Origin of the sequence: Streptomyces tendae (assembly GCF_008632955.1) — a bacterium.
In the GTDB taxonomy this organism is placed as follows: Bacteria; Actinomycetota; Actinomycetes; order Streptomycetales; family Streptomycetaceae; genus Streptomyces.
The window spans coordinates 5,929,581-5,953,950 of sequence record NZ_CP043959.1 but is presented as its reverse complement, the minus strand read 5'-3'; the positions used below and the strand labels follow the sequence as shown (position 1 = coordinate 5,953,950).

Below are 24,370 nucleotides of genomic sequence, written 5' to 3'. Positions count from 1 at the left end.
AGGTATGTTCCTAGCCGTAGACGATGCGGCGCAGCTGCCGGAGCGAGAGCTCGGGCGGCGCCACCGCGCGGTATCTCAGATCCGCCTCGATCCGTTGGAAGATCGTCGCGTTCACCAGGCCCTGGGCCTGGAGCTCGCGGTGGCGGCGACGGACGTACTCCTCGGTCGTCTCGTCGAAGTAGGCGAGCACGTCCTGGATCACACGCAGCGCCTCACCCCGGCTGAGGGGCGTGGACCGCGTCAGATGATCGACAAGTTCGTCGTGCACTCGATGATCCTGGGGTACCGGCGGCGGTTTCGCAAGAAACGTGCCCGATTTCGGGCAGGCTCAGGCGGATGGCCGCTACATGCGCTTCAGGACGGCCTGCTTGGCGAGCGCGAACTCGTCGTCCGTTAGCACACCGGAGCGGTGCAGCTCGCCCAGCTCCCGCAGCCGGCGCAGCAGCGCGTCGTGGTCGTCCTCGGGGCGGACGGCCGGTGCGGGCCGGTCGGTCTTGGGGGCGCGCGGGCCGTCCAGTGCCGGGGCGGAGGCGGGGGTGGAGGGGTGCGGCAGTCGGGCCTGGACGGCGGCGGCCACCAGAGCCATCAGGGGGTCCTTCTTGAAGCCCCACAACTCCACGGCGTTCGGGTCGTACTTGGCCGGGACCTTGGTGGGGGCATGGCGCACGAGGAAGCGGAGATGGCCGTTCTCCAGGCCGGCCGCCGGCTGCCACTCCACGCCCTCCAGGTCCGCCACCGCGAGGGTGCGGGGGCCCGCGGCGGACTTGGCGTCCTCGGTCTTCCAGTTCCACTCCAGCCGTACGCGCTCCCCGTCGAAGCTGACCGTGCCGTCCCCGGCGGAGACGGACAGGGGCAGCGGCGGGCCGGGCAGCAGGTAGGCGGTCACCGGGCCGGACGGTATCTGCTCCAGCAGCAGGGCGGTGCGGACCTCCTCCGTGAAGTACTCGGCGACGCCGTAGCGGTCGGACTCGACGACCAGCTGGTAGGGGTCGTGGGGCTCGGTGAGGCGCCCGCCGGTCGCGTGCAGGAGCGGGTCGGCGCCGTCGCGCAGCCGCAGCCTGAGCCGGCCCGACTTCTTGCCCTGCTCCAGGGAGACGGCGGCCAACGCCTCCAGCGGCAGCGCCAGTTCACCCAGCGTGCGGCGCAGCAGGCCGGTGTTCTTGTCGCGGCCGGGGGTCAGACGCAGGGTCTCGCCGTCGAACGTCCACGTGCCGTCCTTCTGGATGATTTCCGCCATGGGGGGATTGTTCCACCGGAACGTTTCCTGGCAGGGGCGGGAGCGGAAGGCGGGACGGCTGGGGAGGGCGGGTGGCCGGCCGTCCGTGGGGGCCGGGCGCGGTTCCCCGCGCCCCTGAGGCGGCGCCGCACCTGAGGGTGTGACGAAGCCCCCGGGGGACCGTACTCCGGGGGCTCGTCGTGCGGTGGGGTCAGAAGGCTGCCAGGGGGTTCTTCAAGGTGCCGATGAGCTGGAGGGCGCCCGAGGGGTCCGCCAGGTCCACCATCTGCTTGTTGTTGCGCAGCTGGAGGCGGTTCAGACAGGACAGGGCGAACTCCGGGGCGAACATGTCGTACCGCTCGAAGCGGTCGGCGAGGGCCGGCACCGACGCCTGGTACTCCCGGGTGACCTCCGCGACCGTCCGCCAGAAGCCGTCCTCGTCCAGGACGCCCTCCTCCGCCAGGTTCGCCGCGAGGAAGCGGAAGAAGCAGTCGAAGACGTCCGTGAAGATCGACAGCAGCTTGGTGTCGTCCGGGACCTCGACGCGGATCCGGGCGACCTCGGGCGGCAGCACCGCGTCCGGGTCCATCACCGCGATCTCCTCGGCGATGTCCTTGTAGATCGCGCGCTTCACGACCCCGTCCTCCAGCACCAGGATGACGTTCTCGCCGTGCGGCATGTACACCAGGTCGTAGGCGTAGAAGCTGTGCAGCAGCGGGACGTAGTAGGCCCGCAGGTAGCGCCGCAGCCACTCGGCGGGGGAGAGTCCCGACCGCTCGATCAGGGCGGCGGCGACGGACCGGCCCTCGTGGTCGACGTGGACCAGGGACGCCATGGTGGCGAGCGACTCGCCGTCCTGGAGGGACGGCACCGGGCTCTCCCGCCACAGCGCCGCCAGCATCTTGCGGTACGGCGAGTAGCGGTCGGTGGCCTGCTCGTACTCCAGATGCCGGTAGCCCACGGCGGCCCGCTCCCGGATGATCGACAGTCCGGTGTCACGCAGCACCGGGTCGTTCTCGATGAGCCGGGCCAGCCAGTCGTTGATCGCCGGGGTGGCCTCCATGTAGGCGGCGGACAGGCCCCGCATGAAGCCCATGTTGAGGACGGACAGGGCCGTCTTCACGTAGTGCTTCTCCGGGTGCGAACGGTTGAAGAAGGTACGGATCGACTGCTGCGCCAGATACTCGTCGTCGCCCTCGCCCAGCAGGACCAGGTGCCGGCGGGCGACCTCGGCGGCGAAGGTGACGGACAGCTTGTTCCACCACTGCCAGGGGTGGCAGGGGATCAGCAGGTAGTCGGCGGGGTCCAGGTCCTGTGCGCGCAGGACGTCGTGGAAGCCGTCGACGGTCTCCTCGCCCAGCTCCTGGCGGACGAACGACTCGTACTCGATGCCGACGCCCGCCGTGAACGCGGCCCGCGAGCGGTGGGCGGCCAGCCACACCAGCCGCACCGGGTTCCCGGTCTCGGGGGCGTACTGCCGGTACTCGTGGACGCCGAAGCCGAGCCGCCCGTTGTTGGCGACGAAACAGGGGTGGCCCTCGGTCATGCCGGTCTCGATCGCCTGGAAGCCGGCGTCGGCCAGCTCGGCCGAGGTGACCTCCGGCTTGGTCAGCTTGTAGCAGGTGCCGGAGAGGGTGGAGGAGATCTCCTCCAGGTACACCGGCAGGATCTCGTCGCTCAGCCCGAGGGACTTCTGCAGCTCGATGAAGAAGTCCAGCGCCGCGAGCTCCAGCTCCGCGCCGTCACGGTGCCGGGTGATCGAGCCGGCGTCGACCTGCCAGTGGTCAAGGCCCCGCAGCCGGGCCGTGAACGTGTAGCGGGTGTGGCCGTCGTCGCTGCGGACGACGTACCGGCCGTCACCGGCCGGCTCCGGCGTGACGAGCCGCTCGTGCGCGAACTCGGCGAGCGCCTTGCGGATCAGAAGGCGGTTGGCCCGCGCCCAGCGGTGGGGGGACAGGTGCGCCACGGCGTCGGACAGGGTCATGCGGACACTCCTCGGGCGGCCTCGAACTGCTCGCGCGTGCAGAAGCTCAGCAGCGCGCGCTTCTCCGGCTTGTCGATCTCACGCGCGGGCACGAAGCCCACGGCCTCGTTCAGGGCGTGCACGGCCTTGTTGCCGACGTCGGGCTCCACCACGACCCGGCGGGTGGCCGGGTCGGCGAACAGCTCCGTCATGACGGCGGTGATGACGGCGCGGGTGAAGCCGTGGACGGGGCGGTCGGTGGGGGCGACCAGGAAGTGCATGCCGACGTCGCCGGGCTCCGGCTCGTAGAGCCCGACCAGTTCGACGTACCGGGGGTCGTACTTCTCCATCAGGAAGGCGGGTTCGCCGTCGTGCAGGCCCAGGTAGGCGTGGTGGTGCTCGTGGGCGGCGATCCGCATGTACTCGCGCTCGACGTCCTGGAGCCGCGCGTCCTGCATCATCCAGAACGCCGCCTTGGGGTGGGTCACCCAGCGGTGCAGCAGCTCCGCGTCCTTCAGCGGGTCGAGCGGGCGGATCGTGAACGTACCGATGGTGCTCATACGGAGAACTCCTGGAAGGCGATGGTCTTCTCGACCGGGTAGTACTCGGTGCCCAGCAGCTCGCGGATGATGGAGGCGTTGCGGTAGGGGCCCATGCCCAGGTCGGGGCTGGTGATGCTGTGCGTGTGCACGCCCGCGTTCTGCAGGAACACACCGCGGCCGGTGACGTCGATCGCGTAGTTGCGGGCGACGTCGAAGCGGCCGTGGCCGTCGAGGCGCAGCCGGTCGCGGACGGGCTCCAGGAACGCGGGCCGCTCGTAGTGGTAGCCGGTGGCCAGCACCAGACCCTCGGTGGCGATCTCGAAGTCCTTGCCCTGCTCGTCCTGGTGGAAGCCCAGCGTGTAGGTGCCGTCCTGGTACCGGGCCGAGGTGAGCGAGGAGTTGGTGAGCAGCCGGGTGGGCACCCCGCGGCCGCCGCTCTCCACGTTCTTCTGGTAGAGCAGGTCGAAGATCGCGTCGATCAGCTCCGAGTTGATGCCCTTGAACAGGCCCTTCTGCTGCTTCTCCAGCCGGTAGCGGGTCTCCTCGGGCAGCGCGCGGAAGTAGTCGATGTAGTCCGGGGACGTCATCTCCAGGGTCAGCTTGGTGTACTCCAGCGGGAAGAACCGCGGGGAGCGGGTGACCCAGTTGAGCTGGTAGCCGTGGGCGTCGATCTCGGAGAGCAGCTCGTAGTAGATCTCGGCGGCGCTCTGCCCGCTGCCCACGATCGTGACCGACTTCTTCTCCCGCAGCTCCGCCTTGCGGTGCATGTACTGCGCGTTGTGGAAGAGCCCGCCCTCCAGGCCGCGGCACGGCTCGGGCACGAACGGCACGGTGCCGGTGCCGAGCACCAGGTGCCGGCCCCGGTACGTGGTGCCGGTGGACGTCGCCACGACGTACACCTCGGCGGACTCGTCCCACGTCACCTCGGTGACCGTGGTGCCGTAGCGGATGGAGCCGAGCTGCCCGGCGGCCCAGCGGCAGTAGTCGTCGTACTCGACGCGCAGCGGGTAGAAGTTCTCCCGGATGTAGAACGAGTACAGCCGGCCCTTCTCCTTCAGGTAGTTGAGGAAGGAGTAGGGCGACGTCGGATCGGCGAGGGTGACCAGGTCCGACATGAACGGCGTCTGCAGATGTGCGCCGTCGAGGAACATCCCGGCGTGCCACTCGAAGTCCGGCTTGGACTCCAGGAACACACCGGCGAGTTCGTCGATGGGCTCGGTCAGGCAGGCCAGCCCCAGGTTGAACGGGCCCAGCCCGATGCCCACGAAGTCGTAGGTCGGTTCCGTGGTGTCAGCAAGCGCGGTCAAGGGACTCTCCCAGGTACTGCTCGGCGTGGCCGGCGATCAGGTCGAGGACGGCCGTGATGTCGGCCGTCGTGGTCTCGGGGTTGAGCAGGGTGAACTTCAGGTAGTGGCGCCCGGAGACCTTGGTGCCCGCGACCACCGCGTCGCCGGAGGCGAACAGGGCCTTGCGGGCGTACAGGTTGGCGCGGTCGATCTCGGCGGGGTCGGTGACGGCGGCCGGGATGTAGCGGAAGACCAGGGTGGAGAGGCTCGGCTCGACGACCACGTCGAAACGGGGGTCGGCGGCCAGCAGCTTCCAGCCCTCGGCGGCGAGGTCGCACACCTCGTCGAAGAGCGTACCGATGCCGTCGGCGCCCATCACGCGCAGCGTCATCCACAGCTTGAGCGCGTCGAAGCGGCGAGTGGTCTGGAGGGACTTGTCGACCTGGTTGGGGATGCGCTCGGCCAGCATGCGGCGCGGGTTCAGGTACTCCGCGTGGTAGGTGGCGTGCCGCAGCGTGGCCGCGTCGCGCACCAGCACGGCCGACGAACTGACCGGCTGGAAGAAGGACTTGTGGTAGTCGACGGTGACGGAGTCGGCGCGCTCGATGCCGTCGATGCGGTGCCGGTACTTCAGCGAGGCCAGCAGCCCGCAGCCGTAGGCGGCGTCCACGTGCATCCAGGCGCCGTACTGCTCGCACAGGCCGGCGATCTCCGGCAGCGGGTCGATGGAACCGAAGTCGGTGGTGCCGGCGGTGGCGACGACCGCCATCGGGATGAGCCCGGCCTCCGCGCAGCGCTCCAGCTCGCGGGCGAGGGCGACGGTCCGCATCCGCTTGTCGTGGTCCACGGGGACCACGACCACGGCGTCGGGCGCGAGGCCCAGCAGTTTCGCGGACTTCTGCACGCTGAAGTGGCTGACCTCGGAGGCGAAGACGCGCAGCTTCCCCAGATCCTGGGTCTTGGTCTCCTCCCGGGCCAGCAGCAGCGCCTGGAGGTTGGACTGGGTGCCGCCGGAGGTGAAGACGCCGTCGGCGGCGGGGCCGAGACCGATGCGCGCGGCCGTCCAGTCGATGAGCTTCCGCTCGATCAGGGTGCCGCCGGCCGACTGGTCCCAGGTGTCCAGGGAGGAGTTGACGGCGGAGAGCACGGCCTCACCGAGCACGGCCGGGATGACGACCGGGCAGTTGAGGTGGGCGAGGTAGCGGGGGTGGTGGAAGTAGACGGCGTCCCGGAGGTAGACGTCCTCCAGTTCGTCCAGCACCGCGCCGGTGTCGTGCAGCGGCCGGTCGAGGTCGATCGCGTCGATGCGGGGGGCGAGGTCGTCGACCGTGATGCCGGTGAACGGACGGTCGGTGGTGGCGAGTTGGGCGGCCACCCGCTCGACTCCTTCGGTCACGGAGCGTCGGTAGTGCTCCGTGGTGGTGTCGTTGAGCAGGTGCGAGCGCATGTGGGGGTCCTCCGGTGGGGACGGTCCGGTGCGGGGAGCGGGCCAGTGCGTTACTTAGGTAAGCCTAACCAAACTTTTTTGGCCGCAATCCCGTTTCCACCGTGACCGTCGTCACGTCACCGCGGGATGCGACGGGACATCAACTCCCGTATGGCTCAAGACTGTTCGCGAAGCTGCTCTTCCGTCAGTCCACGTCGCCAGTAGCCTACGAACGTCACCCGTCGGCGGTCGATGCCACGCTCACGGACGAAGTGCCGGCGCAGCTGCTTGACGTGACCGGACTCCCCGGCGATCCATACGTAGGCGCGCTCGGGGGAGGGGAGGGCGGCCTGCCGGACGGCGTCCAGGGCCAGAGGGCCCTCCGGGGCGGTCGCGCCCTCCCGCACGAACCAGGTGATCTCGGCGTCCGCCGCGGTCGGCAGGTCCTGGACGTCCCCGGCGTGCGGCACCTCCAGCCAGACCCGGGCGGGGGTGCCGGCGGGGAGGGCGTCCAGGATCGCGGCGGCCGCGGGCAAGGCGGTCTCGTCCGCCCACAGCAGCACCGGGCCGGTGCCCTCGGGCGGCCGGAAGCGGATGGCCCGGTTGTCGGCGAGGGCGGGGCCGAGCAGCAGCACCCGGTCACCGACTGCGGCGCGGGCGGCCCAGCGGGAGGCCGGGCCGGCCGCGGCGGACGCGCCCGCCTCCGGGGTGACGCCGTGCAGCACGAAGTCGACGTCGATCTCGGCGGTGTGCCCCACGGCGTCCGTGCGCAGCGCCCGCAGCGTGTACGAGCGCATCACCGCCCGTACGTCGTCGGGCAGTTCCCGCCAGCCCTGCCACCAGTTGTCCCCCAGCTCCAGCGGCACGACCGGCTCGTCCTGCCCCGGGTGGGGCAGGAACAGCGACAGGGACTGGTCGCGTCCGTCGGAGCGGAAGTCGCGCAGCTCCGGCCCGGTGAAGGTGACCCGGACCAGGGACGGGCCGAGCCGCCGCGTCCCGGCGACCTGGAGGGCGAAGAATCGGAACGGGGCGGCCACGGCAGTCGTCACGAGGAGCTCCTGCGAGTCGGGGGCGGCTGGACCTTGCGGGCAGGGTGTCAGCTGACCTTCTTGGCCTTCTCGATGGCCTCGGCGAGCGCCTCCACCGGCGCCACGCACTTGTCGTAGGACAGGATCGGCTCGGTGGACCGGGCGATGACCTGGCCGGCCTTGACGGCGGGCAGCTGCTTCCAGGTCGCCTCGGTGATGTCGGCGGGCTGGATGGCCGAGCTGCGGTCGTCCATCAGGATCACGTCGGCCTTGTGCTTGTCGACGTTCTCCCAGCTGAGGCTCTCGAACCAGCCGCCGGTGGGCTTCTTGGCCTCCTCCGTGGGCTCCACGAAGTTCACGCCGAGGGCCTTGAAGTACTCCAGGTCGACGGAGAGGTTGGTGCCCGAGACGTAGAACAGCTCCGGGCTCGCCGAGCCGACCAGCACCTTGATCTCGGGCTTGGCCTTGGCGGCCTTGCGCAGCCGCTCCGAGGCGGCCTCGAAGCGCTTCTTGGCCTCCGTGATCCTGGTGTCCTTCATGTCGGCGCCGAGCGACTCGGCCAGCTCCCACATCCGCTGGAGCGGGCCGGTCAGCTGACGGTCGAAGACGGAGATGCCGACGCTGGGCGCGAGCTTGGCGATCTTGTCCTTGGACGCCTCGGGGACGTACCAGAGGGTGCCGGCGTCGTCGAACATCGTGGAGATCAGGACGTCGGGCGCGAGGGCCGCGTACTTCTCGACGTTGAACTGGTCCCAGACGTTGCCCAGGACCGTCACCTTGCTGACGTCCATGTCGCCGGCCTGGACGTCGGCCTTGCCGTCCTTGGTCGTGGTCGGGCCGAACACGCCCTTGACCTCGATGCCGTAGTCGTACAGCGCGGCGGCGACACCGGTGAACGCGACGATGCTGGCGGGCGCCTTGTCGAGCTTCACGGTGGTGCCGCGGTCGTCCTTGAAGGACCACGGGCCGGACTTGGTGTCGCCGGACCCCTTCGTGTCCGCGCCGCCGTCCTTCTTGTCGTCCCCGCAGGCGGTGAGGACGGCGCCGAGCCCGAGGGCACCACCGGCGGCGAGCAGTCCGCGACGGGAGAAGCGGGCGGTTGTGGCGTTCGACATGGAAGGGTCTGCTTTCGTGCGTACGGGACCGGTGTACAAACAGCGTTAGGTTAGCCTAACCAAACGATCTGTCCAGAGGGCGTCCGGTGCGTATCCCTGCGGGGGATGCCGAAATGCCCGCCCTGTACCGTGACACCGGTCACGCGAAGGGGGTTCGGGCATGGACGTGGTCCGTAAGTGGGGGCCCACCGCGGCCGTCAATCTGGTCCTCGGTGTCCTCGCCGTCGTACCGCTGTGGCTGACGGCGCTCTTCGTGCTGAGTCTTCTGTCCGCCGGCACGGAGTCCGCCTCCGGCGGGGCCGCGGACGACCTGGCGGGCCGGCTCCGGCTCCTGCTCCCGCCGTGGGCGGTCCTGATCGGGCTGTGGATCCCCGCCAACGTCCTGGTGCGGCGCGGCACGGGCGCGTCCAAGTGCCGCCACTGGGTGGTCGGATCGGGGCTGCTCCTGACTCCGCTGCCGGCCCTGGCGGCGCTGATGTACCTGGTCGAGGGCTGAGACACCCGGCCACGGCGACGGGCCCGCGTCGTGCCCGACGCGTGCCCGACGCCCTGCCGGTCCTGGGATCAGCCCGTCAGACCCAACTCGCGGGCGATGAGCATGCGCTGGACCTCGCTGGTGCCCTCGCCGATCTCCAGGATCTTCGAGTCGCGCCACATGCGGGCCACCGGGTACTCGTTCATGAAGCCGTAGCCGCCGTGGATCTGCGTGGCGTCACGGGCGTTGTCCACGGCCACCGTGGAGGAGTACAGCTTCGCCAGCGCCGCCTCCTTCTTGAAGGGCTCGCCCGCGACCAGCCGGCTGGCCGCGTCCCGCCACGCCAGGCGCGCCGTGTGCGCCTTCATCTCCATGTCCGCGATCTTGAACTGGATCGCCTGGTTGGAGCCGATCGGACGCCCGAACGCGTGCCGTTCCCTGGCGTACTTCACCGACTCGTCCACACAGCCCTGCGCGAGCCCCGTGCCGAGCGCGGCGATGGCGATGCGGCCCTCGTCGAGGATGCGCAGGAACTGCGCGTAGCCACGGCCCTCTTCGCCCAGCAGGTTCGCCGCCGGGACGCGGACGTCCTGGAACGACAGCTCGCGGGTGTCCGAGGCGTTCCAGCCGACCTTGGAGTACGGGGCGGCCACCGTGAAGCCGGGAGTGCCGGACGGCACGATGATCGCCGAGATCAAGGGCTTGCCGTCGGGCTTGCGGCCGGTGACCGCGGTGACCGTCACCAGCCCGGTGATGTCCGTGCCCGAGTTGGTGATGAAGCACTTGGAGCCGTTGATGACCCACTCGTTGGTCGACGCGTCCAGCCGGGCCGTCGTCCGGGTCGCGCCCGCGTCGCTGCCGCCGTCCGGCTCGGTCAGCCCGAACGCGCCGAGGATCTCGCCCGAGCAGAGCCGGGGCAGCCACTCGCGCTTCTGCTCCTCGGTGCCGAACAGGTGCAGCGGCATGGCGCCCAGCGAGACGCCCGCCTCCAGGGTGATGGCCACCGAGGAGTCCACCCGGGCGAGTTCCTCCAGGGCCACGCCGAGCGCGAAGTAGTCGCCGCCCATGCCGCCGTACTCCTCCGGGAACGGCAGGCCGAACAGGCCCATGCGGCCCATCTCCCGGACGATCTCGTACGGGAACTCGTGCCGCTCGTAGAAGTCGCCGATCTTCGGCGCCACCACGTCGTGGGCGAACTCCTCGACCGTGCGGCGGAGTTCTTCGAGCTCGGGGGAGAGCTTGTGGTCCATGTCGTCACTGCTCCTGGTGGGAGAGGGCTCGTACGGTGCGGGACGGGCTGGGTCGGCCCAGGTGGGCGGCCATCCAGACGCTTGTGGCGACCAGACGGCCGAGGTCGACGCCGGTGTCGATGCCGAGGCCCCGCAGCATCCACACCAGGTCCTCGGTGGCGAGATTGCCGGTGGCCGACTTCGCGTAGGGGCAGCCGCCCAGTCCGCCGGCGGAGGCGTCCACCGTGGTGACGCCCTGCTGGAGGGCGGCCAGCGTGTTGGACAGGGCCTGCCCGTAGGTGTCGTGGAAGTGCACGCCCAGCGCGGGGACGGGCACGCCCGCCTCCCTGAGTGCTCCGATCAGGGCGGTCACATGGCCCGGGGTCGCCACCCCGATCGTGTCGCCCAGGCTCAGCTCGTCACAGCCCATGTCGAGCAGCGCCCGGCACACCCGCACCACCTGGGCGACCGGGACCGCGCCCTCCCAGGGGTCGCCGAAGCACATGGAGAGGTAGCCGCGTACGTGGACGCCCCGCTCCTTCGCGCGGGCCACCACCGGCTCGAACATGGCCAGCGCCTCGTCCACCGTGCGGTTGAGGTTGGCCTTGGCGAAGGACTCCGTGGCGCTGGCGAACACCGCCACCCGGCGGGCGCCCAGCGCCAGCGCGCGGTCCAGGCCGCGCTCGTTGGGCACCAGCACCGGCAGTTCCACCGGCAGGCCGGACACCGCCGGGTACAGCTCCTCGGCGTCCGCGAGCTGCGGCACCCACTTGGGGTGCACGAAGCTCGTCGCCTCGATCGTGGTCAGACCGGTGCCCGCCAGCCGGCGGACGAACTCCGCCTTCACGGCCGTCGGGACGGTCGCCTTCTCGTTCTGCAGGCCGTCGCGGGCGCCCACCTCGTGGATCCGCACCCGCGCGGGCAGCCCCTCGGCCGGCACGGCCGTCGGCAGGCCCAGCTCGCTCGCGTTCATGCCGTCTCCCCTTCCGCGGGTTCCCCGGCGTCCACGGGCGCGATGACCGCGAGGACCTGGTCCATGGCGACCGTCGCGCCCGGGGACACGTCCAGTTCGGTGACCGTGCCGGCGTGCGGGGCGGAGATGACGTGCTCCATCTTCATCGCCTCCACCACCAGCAGACTCTGGCCCGCGTCCACCTCGTCGCCGACGGCGACCTTCACCACCGTCACCGTGCCCGGCATCGGCGCGGTCAGCGAGTCGGCGCCGGCCTGGCCCGCCCGGGTGAGGGACGCGGCCACCGGGTCGTGGTGGCGGACCTGCCAGGCGTCGCCGTCCCGGCCCAGCCAGGTGCCGTCCGGCAGGGCGGCGAAGGTGTGCGCGACACCGTCCAGGGCGCAGGTGAACCGGTGCCCGTCGAGCGGCCCGGCGGACGCCCGCAACGGGGTGTCCGCGCCGGGCAGCAGCAGCTCCGTGCCGCCGTCGGCGGTGGGGCGCACCCGCACGGTCACCGGGTCGTGGCCCGCCACCCGCAGGTGGTGCGCGGTCCACACCCGGCCGCCGCCCATCCGCCAGCCGTCCGCGGCGTCGAACGGGTCGCTCCAGCCGGGGCCCGCGGCGGGCGCGAGGGCGGCCTGGCGGAGCAGCGCCGCCGCCGCGTACACCTCGGCCGGCACCTCGTCCGTGACCAGGGAGTCCACCTCGCGCTCGACCAGCCCGGTGTCCAGCTCGCCGGACACCACCGCCGGATGCGCCAGCAGCCGCCGCAGGAAGCCCGCGTTGGTCTGCACGCCCAGCGTCACCGTCCCCGCGAGCGCGGCCCGCAGCCTGCGCAGCGCGGTCGCCCGGTCGGGGCCGTACGCGATGACCTTGGAGAGCATCGGGTCGTAGAGGCTGCCGACCTCCGTGCCCTCGGTGAGCCCGGAGTCGGTGCGCACGCCGTCGCCCTGCGGCTCACGCAGCCGCAGCACCGTGCCGCCGGACGGCAGGAAGCCGCGCGCCGGGTCCTCGGCGCACAGGCGCGCCTCGACCGCGTGCCCGGTCAGCCGGACGTCGTCCTGTCCGAACGCCAGCCGTTCGCCCGCCGCGACCCGCAGCTGCCACTCCACCAGGTCGAGCCCCGTGACGAGTTCGGTCACCGGGTGCTCCACCTGGAGCCGGGTGTTCATCTCCATGAAGTAGTACTGGGACGGGTCGCCGCCCGGCACGATGAACTCCACCGTGCCCGCGCCCCGGTAGCCGCAGGATCGGGCCGCCTGCACGGCCGCCTCGCCCATCGCCGCCCGCGTCTTCTCGTCGAGGAGGACGCTCGGCGCCTCCTCGATGATCTTCTGGTGGCGCCGCTGGAGGGAGCACTCGCGCTCGCCCAGGTGCACCACGTTCCCGTGGCCGTCGGCCAGCACCTGGATCTCGATGTGCCGGGGCCGGTCGATCCACCGCTCCACCAGCAGCGTGTCGTCGCCGAAGGAGGCGCGGGCCTCGCGCCGGGCGGCGGCGATCTCCTCCGCCAGCCTCGCCTCGTCCCGCACCAGGCGCATGCCCTTGCCGCCGCCGCCCGCCGACGGCTTCAGCAGCACCGGCATGCCGATCTCCCGCGCCGCGTCGACGAGCTGCGCGTCCGTCAGCCCGCTGCCGCTGGAGCCGGGCACCACCGGCACCCCGGCCGCCTTCACCGTCTCCTTCGCGCGGATCTTGTCGCCCATCAGCGCGATCGCGTCCGCCGTGGGTCCGATGAACGCGAGCCCAGCCGCCTCGCAGGCCCGCGCGAACTCCGCGTTCTCGGCGAGGAAGCCGTACCCCGGGTGCACCGCCCGCGCGCCGGTGCGGGCGGCCGCCTCCAGCAGCCGCTCCACCGACAGGTAGCTCTCCGCGGCCGGCGCCGGCCCGATCCGCACCGCCGTGTCGGCCTCCCGGACGTGCCGGGCGCCGGCGTCCGCGTCGGAGTACACAGCCACCGAGCGCACGCCCAGCGTCCGCAGGGTGCGCACGACACGGACGGCGATCTCACCCCGGTTGGCCACCAGTACCGTGTCGAACATCTGATCAGTCATCGTCAGGGGTCCCCTCACATCCGGAAGACGCCGAACTGGGGGTCACCCAGGGGCGCGTTGGCGCACGCGGTCAGGGCCAGTCCCAGCACCTGCCGGGTCTCCATCGGGTCGATCACGCCGTCGTCCCACAGCCGGGCCGTCGCGTAGTAGGCGTTCCCCTGCTGCTCGTACTGGGCGCGGATCGGGGCCTTGAAGGCGTCCTCGTCCGCCGCGGGCCACTCCTCGCCGCGCGCCTCCAGCTGGTCCCGCTTGACCGTCGCGAGGACCGAGGCGGCCTGCTCGCCGCCCATCACCGAGATCTTGGCGTTCGGCCACATCCACAGGAAGCGGGGCGAGTACGCCCGCCCGCACATCGAGTAGTTGCCCGCGCCGTAGGACCCGCCGACCACGACGGTCAGCTTCGGCACGCGGGTGCAGGCGACCGCCGTGACCATCTTGGCGCCGTGCTTGGCGATGCCGCCCGCCTCGTAGTCCTTGCCCACCATGAAGCCCGAGATGTTCTGCAGGAACAGCAGCGGGATGCCGCGCTGGTCGCACAACTCGATGAAGTGGGCGCCCTTCTGGGCGGACTCGGAGAACAGGATGCCGTTGTTCGCGACGATCCCCACCGGGTGGCCGTGGATGTGCGCGAAGCCGGTGACCAGGGTCTGCCCGAACTCCGCCTTGAACTCGGCGAACCGGGAGGCGTCGGTGATCCGGGCGATGATCTCGCGGACGTCGTAGGGGGTGCGGGAGTCGACCGGCACCGCGCCGTACAGCCCGGCCGGGTCCACCTTGGGCTCGGCGACCGGCTCCACCCGCCAGGGCAGCTCGCCGCGTCCGGGGAGCGTGGAGACGATCTGGCGCACGATCCTCAGCGCGTGCGCGTCGTCCTCGGCGAGGTGGTCGGTCACCCCGGACACCCGCGAGTGGACCTCGCCGCCGCCCAGCTCCTCCGCCGTGACCACCTCGCCGGTGGCCGCCTTCACCAGCGGCGGACCGCCGAGGAAGATCGTGCCCTGGCCCCGCACGATCACCGCCTCGTCGCTCATCGCCGGCACGTACGCGCCGCCCGCCGTGCAGGAGCCGAGCACCGCCGCGATCTGCGGGATGCCGGCGCCGGACATGCGGGCCTGGTTGTAGAAGATGCGGCCGAAGTGGTCCCGGTCCGGGAAGACCTCGTCCTGCATCGGCAGGAAGGCCCCGCCGGAGTCCACCAGGTAGACGCAGGGCAGCCGGTTGTCCAGGGCCACCTCCTGCGCACGCAGGTGCTTCTTCACGGTCATCGGGTAGTACGTGCCGCCCTTGACGGTGGCGTCGTTGGCGACGACCACGCACTCGCGGCCGGCGACCCGGCCGATCCCGGCGATCACGCCGGCCGCCGGGGCCTGTCCGTCGTACAGCCCGTCCGCCGCCAGCGGGGCCAGCTCCAGGAAGGGTGAGCCGGGGTCGAGGAGGGTGTCCACCCGGTCGCGCGGGAGCAGCTTCCCGCGCGCCGTGTGGCGGGCGCGCGCCCGCTCGCCGCCGCCGAGCGCCGCCGCGGCCAGCTTGCCGCGCAGCTCCTCGACGAGGGCGCGGTGCGCCTCCTCGTTGGCCCGAAAGGCCTCCGACGCGGGATCGGCCGCGCTGTGAAGCTCCGGTGCCTCATGCATCCTGCGGGTCCCCTCACGTGTTAATGAGCGTTAACGCATTTCCTTCAGGTTAACGACCGCTAACCTCCCTGTCTAGAATCGTCTTCATGGCCACCAGAACGGACGCCCCCACCCGCCGCGAGCAGATCCTCAAGGAGGCCGCGCGGCTCTTCGCCGAGCGCGGCTTCCACGGGGTCGGCGTCGACGAGATAGGCGCCGCCGTCGGCATCAGCGGTCCCGGGCTCTACCGGCACTTCGCGGGCAAGGACGCGATGCTCGCGGAGCTGCTGGTGGGCATCAGCGACTCGCTGCTGACCGGCGCGAAGCGGCGACTCGACGAGTCGGACAGGGCGGCCGGGGTGGCTCCCGAGGCGGTCCTCGACTCGCTGATCGAAGGGCACATCGACTTCGCGCTCGACGACCGCCCGCTCATCACCCTGCACGACCGTGAGCTGGATCGCCTCCGGGACGCCGACCGCAAGCTGGTGCGCCAGCTCCAGCGGCAGTACGTCGAGCTGTGGGTGGCCGTGGTGCGCCGCCTCTACCCGGACCTCGTCGAGCCCACCGCCCGCTCGGCGGTCCACTCGGTCTTCGGCCTGCTCAACTCCACCCCGCACCTGACCCGCCCGGGCTCCCTGCCGGACCGCGCCGGCACCGCGGAACTCCTGCACCGGATGGCGCGGGGAGCGTTCGCGGCGGCGGCGGAAGCCTGAGCCGCAACAGGGTCCCCTTTCAAGGGCCCCGGAGTGACGAGCGTTACGGGGGCTCCGCTCTGGACGCCTGTGGATACTCGCCGGTACCTTGGTCTGAGCAAGCGCTTAGCCATGCGGGTCGCAGCCATCAGCTGAGGGACCCCGACGGCGAGCAACCAGGGACGCGAGAGCGGCGCCGGTTCAGGCGCAGGGATTGGGGTGGCGGACAGTGCGCCGTACGGTTTTCAACGAGGATCACGAGGCGTTCCGGGAGACCATCCGCGCCTTCATCGAGGCCGAGGTCGTCCCCGTCTACGACGAGTGGTTCGCGGCGGGCCAGGCGCCCCGCGACTTCTACTACAAGCTCGGTGAGCTGGGCATCTTCGGCATCAGCGTGCCGGAGGAGTACGGCGGCGCGGGCATGGACACCCACAAGTTCGAGGCCGTCCTGTACGAGGAGACGGCCCGCGCGGGCGTCCAGTTCGGCGGCTCCGGCGTGCACGTGCTGCTCGCCCTGCCCTACATCAAGATGCTGGCCACGGACGAGCAGAAGAAGCGCTTCCTGCCGAAGTTCGTCACCGGCGAGGAGATGTGGGCCATCGCGATGACCGAGCCGGGCACCGGCTCCGACCTCGCGGGCATGAAGACCACCGCCAAGCTGAGCGAGGACGGCACCCACTACGTCCTCAACGGCGCCAAGACCTTCATCACCGGCGGCGTGCACGCCGACAAGGTGATCGTCTGCGCCCGCACCGCGGCCCCCACCGCCGAGGACCGCCGTCACGGCATCTCCCTGTTCGCCGTCGACACCAAGTCCGAGGGCTACTCGGTCGGCCGCAAGCTCGACAAGCTCGGCCTGAAGACCTCCGACACCGCCGAGCTGGCGTTCGTCGACGTCAAGGTCCCCGTCGAGGACCTCCTCGGCGAGGAGAACAAGGGCTTCTACTACCTCGGCCACAACCTGGCCTCCGAGCGCTGGGGCATCGCCTTCGGCGCCTACGCCCAGGCCAAGGCCGCCGTCCGGTTCGCCAAGCAGTACGTGCAGGAGCGCACCGTCTTCGGCAAGCCGGTCGCCCACTTCCAGAACACCAAGTTCGAGCTGGCCGCCTGCCAGGCCGAGGTGGACGCCGCCGAGGCCGTCGCCGACCGCGCCACCGAGGCCCTGGACGCCGGCGAGCTCACGCCCGCCGAGGCCGCCAGCGCCAAGCTGTTCTGCACCGAGGTCGCGCACCGCGTCATCGACCGCTGCCTCCAGCTGCACGGCGGCTACGGCTACATGAACGAGTACCCGATCGCCCGCCTGTACGCGGACAACCGGGTCAACCGCATCTACGGCGGCACCAGCGAGATCATGAAGTCGATCATCGCCAAGGACATGGGCCTGTAAGGTCCCGGAAATCCCTGCCGTATACAACTGATTCCATGAGTCAGGCACTTCAGGAGCTCCTCGATCTGCTCGACCTCGAGCAGATCGAGGAGAACATCTTCCGCGGCCGGTCCCGTGCCTCCGCCGTCCCCCGCGTCTTCGGCGGCCAGGTGGCGGCGCAGGCGCTGGTCGCCGCGGGGCGCACCGTCCCCGCCGACCGGCCCCCGCACTCGCTGCACGCGTACTTCCTGCGCATCGGCGACCCGGGCGCGCCGATCGTCTACACCGTCGACCGGATCCGCGACGGCCGCTCCTTCACCACCCGGCGGGTGGTGGCCGTCCAGCACGGCAAGCCGGTCTTCCACCTCTCCGCGTCCTTCCAGACGTACGAGGAGGGGCTGGACCACCAGGAGCCGATGCCGCCGTCCCCGGACCCGGAGACGCTGCCCACCTCCGAGGAGCGGCTGCGCGGTTACCCGCACCTGTCGGCGGAGGTCGTGCACCGCTTCCTCGGCGCCCGCGCGGCCGTCGACCTGCGCTACGTCGACGACCCGCCCTACGGCCGCTTCGGCGCACCGCGCGATCCGCACTCGCAGGTCTGGTTCCGCACCAACGGCAAGGTCGAGGGCGACGACCCCCTGCTGCACGTCGTGCTCGCCACGTACGTCTCCGACATGACGCTGCTGGACTCGATCCTGCTCGCCCACGGGCGCGGCGGCTGGGCCGTCGGCGACGTGGTCGGGGCGTCCCTGGACCACGCGATGTGGTTCCACCGCCCGTTCCGCGCGGACGAGTGGCTGCTGCACGACCAGCAGTCCCCGTCGGCCCACGGCGGCCGGGGACTCGGCCAGGGCCGCATCTACACCCAGGACGGCAGGCTCGCGGTCTCGGTCATCCAGGAGGGCGTGGTCCGCGTCCCCCGCGAGGAGTGACCTCGCGGGTGGAAACCCCGGTGACCTCACCGGAGCGGCGGCCTACGCTGCCCCGGTGAGAAAACACCGCAGGCTGCGCACCCTCGTCGTCGACGGCACGGCCTGGCACTGGACCGTCCGCCGGCGGGTGCTGCCCGCCTACGAGGACTGCCGGCTGTCGCTGTCCTTCTTCACCGAGGGGTACCGCGCCGGGACCGGACGCAGGCTGACCCTGGTGTTCGCCCCGGGGGACCGCCGGATCGTGTCGAACGACTACTTCGAGGCGGGCGCGGTGATCCGGCTCCCGGACCACGAGTACCTCAACCTGCACGCGCCCGGGACGGCCCGGCGCCTGCTGGACGCGGCGGCGCCCGCCCTGGAACGGAACCTGACCGTCCGGAACGTCGAGGTGGACGGCTGGCCGTACTTCGACCGGGTGGTGGACGGCCGTCCGGCGGCCGGGGCTCAGGCCAGCCCCGCCTCCGCCAGCAGGTAGGCCGTCATCGGGTCGTAGTGGCGGGGGCTCGTCACGTGGTCGTCGAGCGGAACCGTGACCTGGACGGTGCCCTCGGCCTCGGCGAGGAACAGCGCCGGGTCGTTGCAGTCGGCGTAGCCGACGGAGTCCACGCCGTACTGGCCGGCGGCGCCCGCCCAGCCGTGGTCGGCGACGACCAGGTCCGGGAGCGGGCGGCCCTCCCGCTCCAGCGCGGTCAGGATCGTCTTCATGGGCGAGCCCGAGTGGGTGTGCCACAGCGTCGCGCCGTGTTCCAGCACCGCGATGTCCGCGAACTGCATCACGTAGCCCTCTTCGGTGGTCAGCCCGTCCGGGATCACCACGATCTCGCAGCCCGCCGCCCGCAGCGCGGAGGCCGTCGCCCGGTGCACGTCCAGCAGGCCGCCCGGGTGGCCGGTGGCCAGCAGCACCCGCTGCCGGCCCTCCGCCGCCTTGCGCAGCCGCCCGGCCAGCCGCTCCAGCCCGTCGACCGTCAGCTCCGGGTCGATGGTGTCCTGCCCGTACCGGTACTCCGGGTCGTCGTTGACGCCGACCCGCTCGGCCATCACCGCGAGCACGTCCTGCTCGTCGGTCCAGCGCTCGCCGAGCTCCAGGCCGAGCCAGTAGTGACGGTCGCCGTTCGCCAGCTTCCGGTAGTGGGAGAGGTTGTTCTCGCGCGGGGTGGCGACGTCACCCGCGATGCGGGTGGCGACCAGGTGTTCGACGAGTTCGGCGCGGCTGGGGGTCCCGGATATCGGCATGCCCCCATTGTGAGGCAGCGAACAGGGGGCGTCCCTGGCGTATCGCGCCCTGGGACGTGCGTCACGTACTCAGCCGGCTCCGTACGGCTACTCACACCGCGCGCTGCGGCGGTGGCCGGCCCCTTGGCCCCTACGCGACCCGGACCACGTACTTGCCCCGGACACCGCCCGCCTCCAGCGCCCGGTGGGCCGCCGCCGTCTCCTCCAGGGAGGGGAAGACCGTGTCCACCGCGGGCCGCAGCGCCCCCTCCGCCACATGGCGGGCCAGAGCGTCGAAGTCGGCCCGCCGCGGGTCGCCGCTGAAGAAGCGCACCCGGCCGCGTCCGTGGACCGTGCTGCCCGCGATGTAGCCGAGCGACGCGAGGGGCCTGCCCAGGTCGAAGGCGATGCCGACCATGCGCCCGCCGGGACGGAGCAGGTGCCGGAAGGTCCGCAGGTCGGTCCCGACGGTGTCCAGGACCACGTCGAAGCGGCCCAGCTCCGCCGGCCGCACCCCCCGGTGGTCGACGGCCTCGTGCGCGCCGAGATCGCGGACGAAGTCGAGGTTGGCCGCGCGGGCGAGGGCCGTGACCTCGGCGCCGTACGCGCGTCCGAGCTGGACGGCGGCGCTGCCGACGCCGCCCGCCGCGCCCCGGACGAGCAGCCGTTCCCCGGGGCGCAGCCCGGCCTTGTCCCGCAGCGCGGTCACGGCCGTGGTGGCCACCGGGAGCGCGGCGGCCTCCACCGGGTCGAGACCGCCGGGGAGCCGGCCGACGCGCTCCGCGGGCACGGTCACGTACTCGGCGGCGCTGCCGAATCCGGAGGTCCGCCCCAGGACCCCCCACACCCGGTCGCCGGCCGTGAGCCCGGTGACCCCGGTGCCCGCCGCGACGACCTCGCCGGTGAGGTCCAGGCCCACGCGCTTGGGGAAGCGCCGGCCGAGCAGGAGGCGCAGACGACCCGAACGGGCAGCCATCTCACCGCCGTTGACGCTGAACGCGCGCACCTTCACCAGGACCTCGCCGGGGGCCGGCTCGGGACGGGGCACGCGGCCCACGTAGAGCACGTCGGGGCCGCCGTAACGGTCGTACAGCACTGCCTGCATCATGCGGTCGTTCATCGTTCGGCCTCGCCACCGTGGTCGTGTTCCGGGTTCCGCCACCGACCGTAGGCTGGTAAGCGGACGCGATCGTCCGTTTGCGGCGGAAGCGAGAGACAGTGACGACGGAATCCTCTCGGAAGACGGACCGGGACGCGGTGCGGGCGGACGCCCGACGCAACCGGGAACGCCTCCTCACCGCGGCCCGCGCGGTGTTCGCGGAGCACGGGATCGACGCCCCGATGGCGACCGTGGCCCGCCGGGCCGGAGTCGGCGTGGCGACGCTGTACCGGCACTTCCCGACCCGGGACGCGCTGGTGCGGGGCGCGTTCGCGCGGCAGATGGAGACCTGCGGCCGGGCCCTCACCGACGCGCTGGCCGCCGACGACCCGTGGACGGGCCTGCGGCAGCTGATCGAGACGGTCTGCGCGCTGCAACGGGAGGAGCGCGGGTTCCCGTCCGCGTTCCTCACGGCCTTCCCGGACACCGCGCCGGAACACGCACGGGTCCGGGAGGCGGCCGAGCGGGACCTCGCGACCCTGGTGCGCAGGGCCCAGGCGTCGGGCGCGCTGCGCCCCGACGTCCACCCGTCCGACGTCGTCGTGGCCCTGGTGGCCCACTGCGGTCTGGTGGCAGCCCTTCCGGAGGACGGAGCCGCGTCCCGGCGCCTGGTGGCCCACCTGCTCCGCTCCTTCCACGCCGGCCCGGCCGGCGAACCGCTGCCCCCGCCGACCGCGCTGACAATGCGCGGTCTTCCGGCGGCCCCCGACGGTCACCGGAGACGGCCCCGAGGAGCATGACGGGACGTGTACCGGCCACGGCGGCACCTCTCCTGGTCCGAGGGCCTGTCCGGCGGATCATGCCGAGGACGCGGGCTGTGAGGCGCCGTCGGCCACCTCCGGCGTGATCCTCCGGGACAGGCCTAGGTCCGGCGCAGCGCGAACCACAGCTCCATCCGTACGTCCGGGTCGTCCAGGTCCGCCTCCAGCAGCGCCGCGCACCGCGCGATCCGCTGCCGCACGGTGTTGCGGTGCACGTCCAGCGCTACCGCCGTACGGTCCCAGCTGCCGTGCAGGGACAGCCAGGTGCGCAGGGTGTCGACCAGGGCGGGGGCCCGCGCTATCGGCGCGAGCAGCGCGCGGGCGTGGGCGTCCGCGTCGGACTCCGGGACCAGGTCGGTGAGGGCCGGACGGTCACCGTGCCGCAGCAGCGGGGCGCGGGTGGCGCGGGCCCGGGCCAGGGCGCGGGCGGCCTGGGTGTCGGCGGCCGGCCAGTCGGGCGGGGCCGCGGCCGCGCTGACGCCGAGGGTCCAGCCCGGCAGCGGCCGCACGGCCCGTCCGGCGGGCACCAGCACCCGCACGACCTCCCCTGCCACGTCGACCAGCGCCGACCCCAGGGCGGCGCCCAGCGCGGAGGCGGCCACCGGGTCCGGTACGGCCCGCCCGTCCGGCCTGCCCTGCACCACCCGCCACCGGTCCCCGCCGAGCAGCGACGCCACCTCCCCGGGCGCCGCGCCCAGCAGCAGCCGCACCAGCGCGGAGGAGCGGCCGGCGCCGGTGCCGCTGTGCCGTTCCCCGGTGAGCAGGGAGAGCAGCACCGCGGCCACCGAGGCGATGGTGTGGTCGCCGCCGTCCCGCTGCGGGGCGGCGACCCCCAGCACGAACCCCTCACCGTTGCCCAGCGCGTGGGCGACCAGCCGCACCCCGCCGACCGTGTCACTGGCGGAGGAGGGCCGGGCCGCCGGGTCGGCGTGAAGGTCGGCCGAGCCGCCGGCCGGCGCGTCCGGGCCGGGCCCGCGCGGGTGTCCGGGTGACGGCGGGCGCGGATGTCCCGGTGCCGGCGGGCGCACCACCTCGGCGAGCTTCGCCAGCGCCGTCCGCGCCTCCTCGCCCTGGTCCGTCCCCGCGCCCGCGATCTCCGTGCCCTCGGGGCCGTACAGCACGGCGCGGCCGGCCAGGCGGCGGGCCAGCTGGTGCAGGACGGAGGGCACCGGATCCGGGCGGGCGGCGGCGATGGCCAGGCTCTGCTGCGCCTCGGTGACCCGCCGCAGCTCGGCGGTGCGGGCCTGCGCCATCAGCTGCCACACCGCCCGCGCCACCGCCGAGAACGTGGTCCTCGGCGGGACCTCGAGGAGGGGCAGCCCGTGCATCTCGCACGCCTCCACCAGCGCCCCGGGCACCGTGTCGTGCACGGGCGCCACCCCGAAGCCGAGCGCCGTCCCGCCCGCCGCGACGATCCGCGAGACGTACGCGTCGAAGTACCCGGGGCCCGCCCCCTCCGGGATGTGCACGCCCGCCGACAGCAGCAGCTCGCCGCCCAGCAGGTACGGGTACGGGTCCGCCATCTCGGAGGTGTGCGCCCAGTGCACGGCGATGTCCGGCCCCTCGGGCCCCGCGATCCGGCGCAGGCCCAGATCCGCGCGGGCCAGCAGCGCGTCCAGGGGGACGGGTGGGGTGGGCGGAACGGTGGGGTCCGGCATGGTGGACGTTTCCTCCATCCCAGGCTGTCGATCTGGATGAAACGTACACTTCGCAGCCGCTTTTCGGCCACCTAAGGTCGGGGCACCGGCACACCCGCGGGTACGGGCGGATGTCCCCGCGTGGCCGCCGGTGAGCGCGACCCGTCTGCACGACACGCCACCGACAGTGCGCGAAGGAGGCCCCCGCATGGCCGTGGACTACCTGGTCATCGTCGTCTATCTGGCCGGCATGCTGGCCATGGGCTGGTGGGGCATGCGCCGCGCCAAGTCCAAGAGCGAGTTCCTGGTGGCCGGCCGGCGGCTCGGCCCCGCCATGTACTCGGGCACCATGGCCGCCATCGTCCTCGGCGGCGCCTCCACCATCGGCGGCGTCGGCCTCGGCTACCAGTACGGCCTGTCCGGCGCCTGGATGGTGTTCACCATCGGGCTCGGCCTGCTCGCGCTGAGCGTGTTCTTCTCCGCCCGCATCGCCCGGCTGAAGGTCTACACCGTCTCCGAGATGCTCGACCTGCGCTACGGCGGCCGGGCGGGCGTCATCTCCGGCGTCGTCATGTGGGCGTACACCCTGATGCTCGCGGTCACCTCGACCATCGCCTACGCCACGATCTTCGACGTCCTCTTCGACATCAACCGCACCCTCGCGATCGTCCTCGGCGGCTCCATCGTCGTCGCGTACTCGACGCTCGGCGGCATGTGGTCGATCACGCTGACCGACATGGTGCAGTTCGTCGTCAAGACGATCGGCGTACTGCTCCTGCTGCTGCCCATCGCCGTGGTCAAGGCGGGCGGCTTCGCCGAGATGAAGGCACAGCTGCCCACCGAGTACTTCGACCCGCTGGGCATCGGCGGCGAGACCATCTTCACCTACGTGCTGATCTACACCTTCGGCATGCTGATCGGGCAGGACATCTGGCAGCGGGTGTTCACCGCCCGCGGCGACCGCACCGCCCGCTGGGGCGGCACCGTCGCCGGCACCTACTGCCTCGCCTACGCCGTCGCGGGCGCCGTCATCGGCACGGCCGCCAAGGTGCTCTACCCGAAGCTCGCCAGCCCCGACGACGCCTTCGCCACCATCGTCAAGGACGAGCTGCCGGTCGGCGTGCGGGGACTGGTGCTGGCCGCCGCACTCGCCGCCGTGATGTCGACGTCCTCCGGCGCGCTGATCGCCTGCGCCACGGTCGCCAACAACGACATATGGTCCCGGCTGCGCGGCATCGTGCGCCCGGCGGGCGCGGAGCACGACGAGGTCAGGGGCAACCGCGCCTTCATCCTGCTGATGGGCCTCGCCGTGATCGGCACCGCCATCGCCCTCAACGACGTCGTCCAGGCGCTGACCGTCGCGTACAACCTGCTCGTCGGCGGGCTGCTCGTGCCCATCCTCGGCGGGCTGCTGTGGAGGCGCGGCACCGCGCAGGGCGCCCTCGCCTCCGTCGCGGTCGGCGGACTCGCCGTGATCGGCCTGATGGCCGCCTACGGCATCCTCGCCAACGAGCCCGTCTACTACGGCCTGCTCGCCTCCCTCGCGGCGTACGTCGTCGTCTCCCTCGCCACCCGGCCCACCGACGCGGCCGTCCTCGCCGCCTGGCGCGAACGCCTCGCCGGCCGCGCCCCCGCGCCGGACAGCACGTCCGAATCCGTGTCCGAACAGATCCCGGCCGCCCAGTAGCATCGTGGGCAGTCAGCACATACGCGAC

At 72.1% G+C, this 24,370-nt stretch carries 22 protein-coding genes; 7 read left to right on the top strand and 15 right to left on the bottom strand.

Annotated features, from left to right (window positions below; genetic code table 11):
* Positions 1-10: 10 nt before the first annotated feature.
* From F3L20_RS27275 to F3L20_RS27240, 8 genes are all read right to left on the bottom strand, one after another.
* Complete coding sequence (locus tag F3L20_RS27275) at positions 11-268, bottom strand: hypothetical protein (RefSeq protein WP_006131553.1); 258 nt, start codon at positions 266-268, stop codon at positions 11-13.
* Positions 269-343: 75 nt separating this feature from the next.
* Positions 344-1,237, bottom strand: coding sequence for a DUF4429 domain-containing protein (locus F3L20_RS27270; protein ID WP_150156579.1), 894 nt, complete (start codon positions 1,235-1,237; stop codon positions 344-346).
* A 190-nt stretch (positions 1,238-1,427) separates the two neighbouring features.
* Positions 1,428-3,200: an IucA/IucC family protein gene (locus F3L20_RS27265; RefSeq protein ID WP_150156578.1), complete on the bottom strand. Its 1,773-nt coding sequence runs from the start codon at positions 3,198-3,200 to the stop codon at positions 1,428-1,430.
* A complete protein-coding gene (locus tag F3L20_RS27260) occupies positions 3,197-3,739 on the bottom strand; it encodes a GNAT family N-acetyltransferase (protein WP_150156577.1) in 543 nt (180 codons plus the stop codon). The genes F3L20_RS27265 and F3L20_RS27260 overlap by 4 nt, the downstream gene beginning before the upstream one ends.
* Positions 3,736-5,028 carry a lysine N(6)-hydroxylase/L-ornithine N(5)-oxygenase family protein gene (locus F3L20_RS27255; protein ID WP_150156576.1) on the bottom strand — a complete coding sequence of 431 codons (1,293 nt, stop codon included), beginning with the start codon at positions 5,026-5,028 and terminating at the stop codon, positions 3,736-3,738. The genes F3L20_RS27260 and F3L20_RS27255 overlap by 4 nt, the downstream gene beginning before the upstream one ends.
* A complete protein-coding gene (gene desA, locus F3L20_RS27250) occupies positions 5,012-6,454 on the bottom strand; it encodes a lysine decarboxylase DesA (protein ID WP_150156575.1) in 1,443 nt (480 codons plus the stop codon). Before desA ends, F3L20_RS27255 begins: the two co-directional genes overlap by 17 nt.
* 155 nt (positions 6,455-6,609) lie before the next feature.
* On the bottom strand, positions 6,610-7,482 hold the full coding sequence (locus F3L20_RS27245) for a siderophore-interacting protein (protein ID WP_150156574.1): 873 nt from the start codon (positions 7,480-7,482) through the stop codon (positions 6,610-6,612).
* Between the two features lie 47 nt (positions 7,483-7,529).
* Positions 7,530-8,576, bottom strand: a complete 1,047-nt coding sequence (locus F3L20_RS27240) for an ABC transporter substrate-binding protein (RefSeq protein WP_150156573.1) — start codon at positions 8,574-8,576, stop codon at positions 7,530-7,532.
* A 160-nt stretch (positions 8,577-8,736) separates the two neighbouring features.
* Between F3L20_RS27240 and F3L20_RS27235 the strand changes: the two genes are divergently transcribed.
* Complete coding sequence (locus F3L20_RS27235; RefSeq protein WP_150156572.1) at positions 8,737-9,072, top strand: hypothetical protein; 336 nt, start codon at positions 8,737-8,739, stop codon at positions 9,070-9,072.
* A 68-nt stretch (positions 9,073-9,140) separates the two neighbouring features.
* Here the strand turns inward: F3L20_RS27235 and F3L20_RS27230 are convergent, their stop codons facing one another.
* From F3L20_RS27230 to F3L20_RS27215, 4 genes are read right to left on the bottom strand one after another with little or no spacing between them, the layout of a single operon-like run.
* A complete protein-coding gene (locus tag F3L20_RS27230; RefSeq protein WP_150156571.1) occupies positions 9,141-10,301 on the bottom strand; it encodes an acyl-CoA dehydrogenase family protein in 1,161 nt (386 codons plus the stop codon).
* A gap of 4 nt (positions 10,302-10,305) precedes the next feature.
* Positions 10,306-11,253 (bottom strand): hydroxymethylglutaryl-CoA lyase, encoded by a 948-nt coding sequence (locus F3L20_RS27225; RefSeq protein ID WP_150156570.1) that lies wholly within the window; start codon positions 11,251-11,253, stop codon positions 10,306-10,308.
* Entirely contained in the window at positions 11,250-13,274 is a 2,025-nt protein-coding gene (locus tag F3L20_RS27220; RefSeq protein ID WP_150157515.1) for an acetyl/propionyl/methylcrotonyl-CoA carboxylase subunit alpha, read from the bottom strand. The genes F3L20_RS27225 and F3L20_RS27220 overlap by 4 nt, the downstream gene beginning before the upstream one ends.
* A gap of 26 nt (positions 13,275-13,300) precedes the next feature.
* Positions 13,301-14,917, bottom strand: coding sequence for a carboxyl transferase domain-containing protein (locus F3L20_RS27215; protein WP_150156569.1), 1,617 nt, complete (start codon positions 14,915-14,917; stop codon positions 13,301-13,303).
* A gap of 86 nt (positions 14,918-15,003) precedes the next feature.
* On the opposite strand from F3L20_RS27215, the gene F3L20_RS27210 reads away from it, so the two are divergent.
* The 4 genes from F3L20_RS27210 to F3L20_RS27195 all read left to right on the top strand — a co-directional run bounded on the left by F3L20_RS27210 (position 15,004) and on the right by F3L20_RS27195 (position 18,361).
* Positions 15,004-15,609 carry an SACE_7040 family transcriptional regulator gene (locus tag F3L20_RS27210; protein ID WP_150156568.1) on the top strand — a complete coding sequence of 202 codons (606 nt, stop codon included), beginning with the start codon at positions 15,004-15,006 and terminating at the stop codon, positions 15,607-15,609.
* A 208-nt stretch (positions 15,610-15,817) separates the two neighbouring features.
* Complete coding sequence (locus tag F3L20_RS27205) at positions 15,818-16,975, top strand: acyl-CoA dehydrogenase family protein (RefSeq protein ID WP_145827652.1); 1,158 nt, start codon at positions 15,818-15,820, stop codon at positions 16,973-16,975.
* Positions 16,976-17,010: 35 nt separating this feature from the next.
* Positions 17,011-17,886, top strand: coding sequence for an acyl-CoA thioesterase (locus tag F3L20_RS27200; protein ID WP_150156567.1), 876 nt, complete (start codon positions 17,011-17,013; stop codon positions 17,884-17,886).
* Between the two features lie 55 nt (positions 17,887-17,941).
* Positions 17,942-18,361, top strand: a complete 420-nt coding sequence (locus F3L20_RS27195; protein WP_150156566.1) for a hypothetical protein — start codon at positions 17,942-17,944, stop codon at positions 18,359-18,361.
* On the opposite strand, the gene F3L20_RS27190 is transcribed toward F3L20_RS27195, so the two are convergent.
* Together F3L20_RS27190 and F3L20_RS27185 are read right to left on the bottom strand one after the other, a co-directional pair.
* The gene (locus F3L20_RS27190) at positions 18,331-19,119 is read right to left on the bottom strand and encodes a phosphatase (RefSeq protein WP_150156565.1); all 789 of its coding nucleotides are present in this window, start codon (positions 19,117-19,119) and stop codon (positions 18,331-18,333) included. The genes F3L20_RS27195 and F3L20_RS27190 overlap by 31 nt on opposite strands.
* A gap of 130 nt (positions 19,120-19,249) precedes the next feature.
* Complete coding sequence (locus tag F3L20_RS27185) at positions 19,250-20,218, bottom strand: NAD(P)-dependent alcohol dehydrogenase (protein ID WP_150156564.1); 969 nt, start codon at positions 20,216-20,218, stop codon at positions 19,250-19,252.
* Between the two features lie 98 nt (positions 20,219-20,316).
* Between F3L20_RS27185 and F3L20_RS27180 the strand changes: the two genes are divergently transcribed.
* Complete coding sequence (locus tag F3L20_RS27180) at positions 20,317-20,997, top strand: TetR/AcrR family transcriptional regulator (protein WP_150156563.1); 681 nt, start codon at positions 20,317-20,319, stop codon at positions 20,995-20,997.
* Between the two features lie 122 nt (positions 20,998-21,119).
* On the opposite strand, the gene F3L20_RS27175 is transcribed toward F3L20_RS27180, so the two are convergent.
* Positions 21,120-22,676: a PucR family transcriptional regulator gene (locus F3L20_RS27175; RefSeq protein WP_206338828.1), complete on the bottom strand. Its 1,557-nt coding sequence runs from the start codon at positions 22,674-22,676 to the stop codon at positions 21,120-21,122.
* A gap of 187 nt (positions 22,677-22,863) precedes the next feature.
* Between F3L20_RS27175 and F3L20_RS27170 the strand changes: the two genes are divergently transcribed.
* Positions 22,864-24,342, top strand: a complete 1,479-nt coding sequence (locus F3L20_RS27170) for a sodium:solute symporter (RefSeq protein ID WP_150156561.1) — start codon at positions 22,864-22,866, stop codon at positions 24,340-24,342.
* Positions 24,343-24,370: the final 28 nt, after the last annotated feature.

Excerpts from the sequence above, each read along its gene's own strand:
- F3L20_RS27270 (WP_150156579.1), bottom strand. The coding sequence starts at position 1,237 with ATGGCGGAAATCATCCAGAAGGACGGCACGTGGACGTTCGACGGCGAG.
- F3L20_RS27265 (WP_150156578.1), bottom strand. The coding sequence starts at position 3,200 with ATGACCCTGTCCGACGCCGTGGCGCACCTGTCCCCCCACCGCTGGGCG.
- F3L20_RS27260 (WP_150156577.1), bottom strand. The coding sequence starts at position 3,739 with ATGAGCACCATCGGTACGTTCACGATCCGCCCGCTCGACCCGCTGAAG.
- desA (WP_150156575.1), bottom strand. The coding sequence starts at position 6,454 with ATGCGCTCGCACCTGCTCAACGACACCACCACGGAGCACTACCGACGC.
- F3L20_RS27240 (WP_150156573.1), bottom strand. The coding sequence starts at position 8,576 with ATGTCGAACGCCACAACCGCCCGCTTCTCCCGTCGCGGACTGCTCGCC.
- F3L20_RS27235 (WP_150156572.1), top strand. The coding sequence starts at position 8,737 with ATGGACGTGGTCCGTAAGTGGGGGCCCACCGCGGCCGTCAATCTGGTC.
- F3L20_RS27230 (WP_150156571.1), bottom strand. The coding sequence starts at position 10,301 with ATGGACCACAAGCTCTCCCCCGAGCTCGAAGAACTCCGCCGCACGGTC.
- F3L20_RS27225 (WP_150156570.1), bottom strand. The coding sequence starts at position 11,253 with ATGAACGCGAGCGAGCTGGGCCTGCCGACGGCCGTGCCGGCCGAGGGG.
- F3L20_RS27220 (WP_150157515.1), bottom strand. The coding sequence starts at position 13,274 with ATGTTCGACACGGTACTGGTGGCCAACCGGGGTGAGATCGCCGTCCGT.
- F3L20_RS27215 (WP_150156569.1), bottom strand. The coding sequence starts at position 14,917 with ATGCATGAGGCACCGGAGCTTCACAGCGCGGCCGATCCCGCGTCGGAG.
- F3L20_RS27210 (WP_150156568.1), top strand. The coding sequence starts at position 15,004 with ATGGCCACCAGAACGGACGCCCCCACCCGCCGCGAGCAGATCCTCAAG.
- F3L20_RS27200 (WP_150156567.1), top strand. The coding sequence starts at position 17,011 with ATGAGTCAGGCACTTCAGGAGCTCCTCGATCTGCTCGACCTCGAGCAG.
- F3L20_RS27190 (WP_150156565.1), bottom strand. The coding sequence starts at position 19,119 with ATGCCGATATCCGGGACCCCCAGCCGCGCCGAACTCGTCGAACACCTG.
- F3L20_RS27185 (WP_150156564.1), bottom strand. The coding sequence starts at position 20,218 with ATGAACGACCGCATGATGCAGGCAGTGCTGTACGACCGTTACGGCGGC.
- F3L20_RS27175 (WP_206338828.1), bottom strand. The coding sequence starts at position 22,676 with ATGCCGGACCCCACCGTTCCGCCCACCCCACCCGTCCCCCTGGACGCG.
- F3L20_RS27170 (WP_150156561.1), top strand. The coding sequence starts at position 22,864 with ATGGCCGTGGACTACCTGGTCATCGTCGTCTATCTGGCCGGCATGCTG.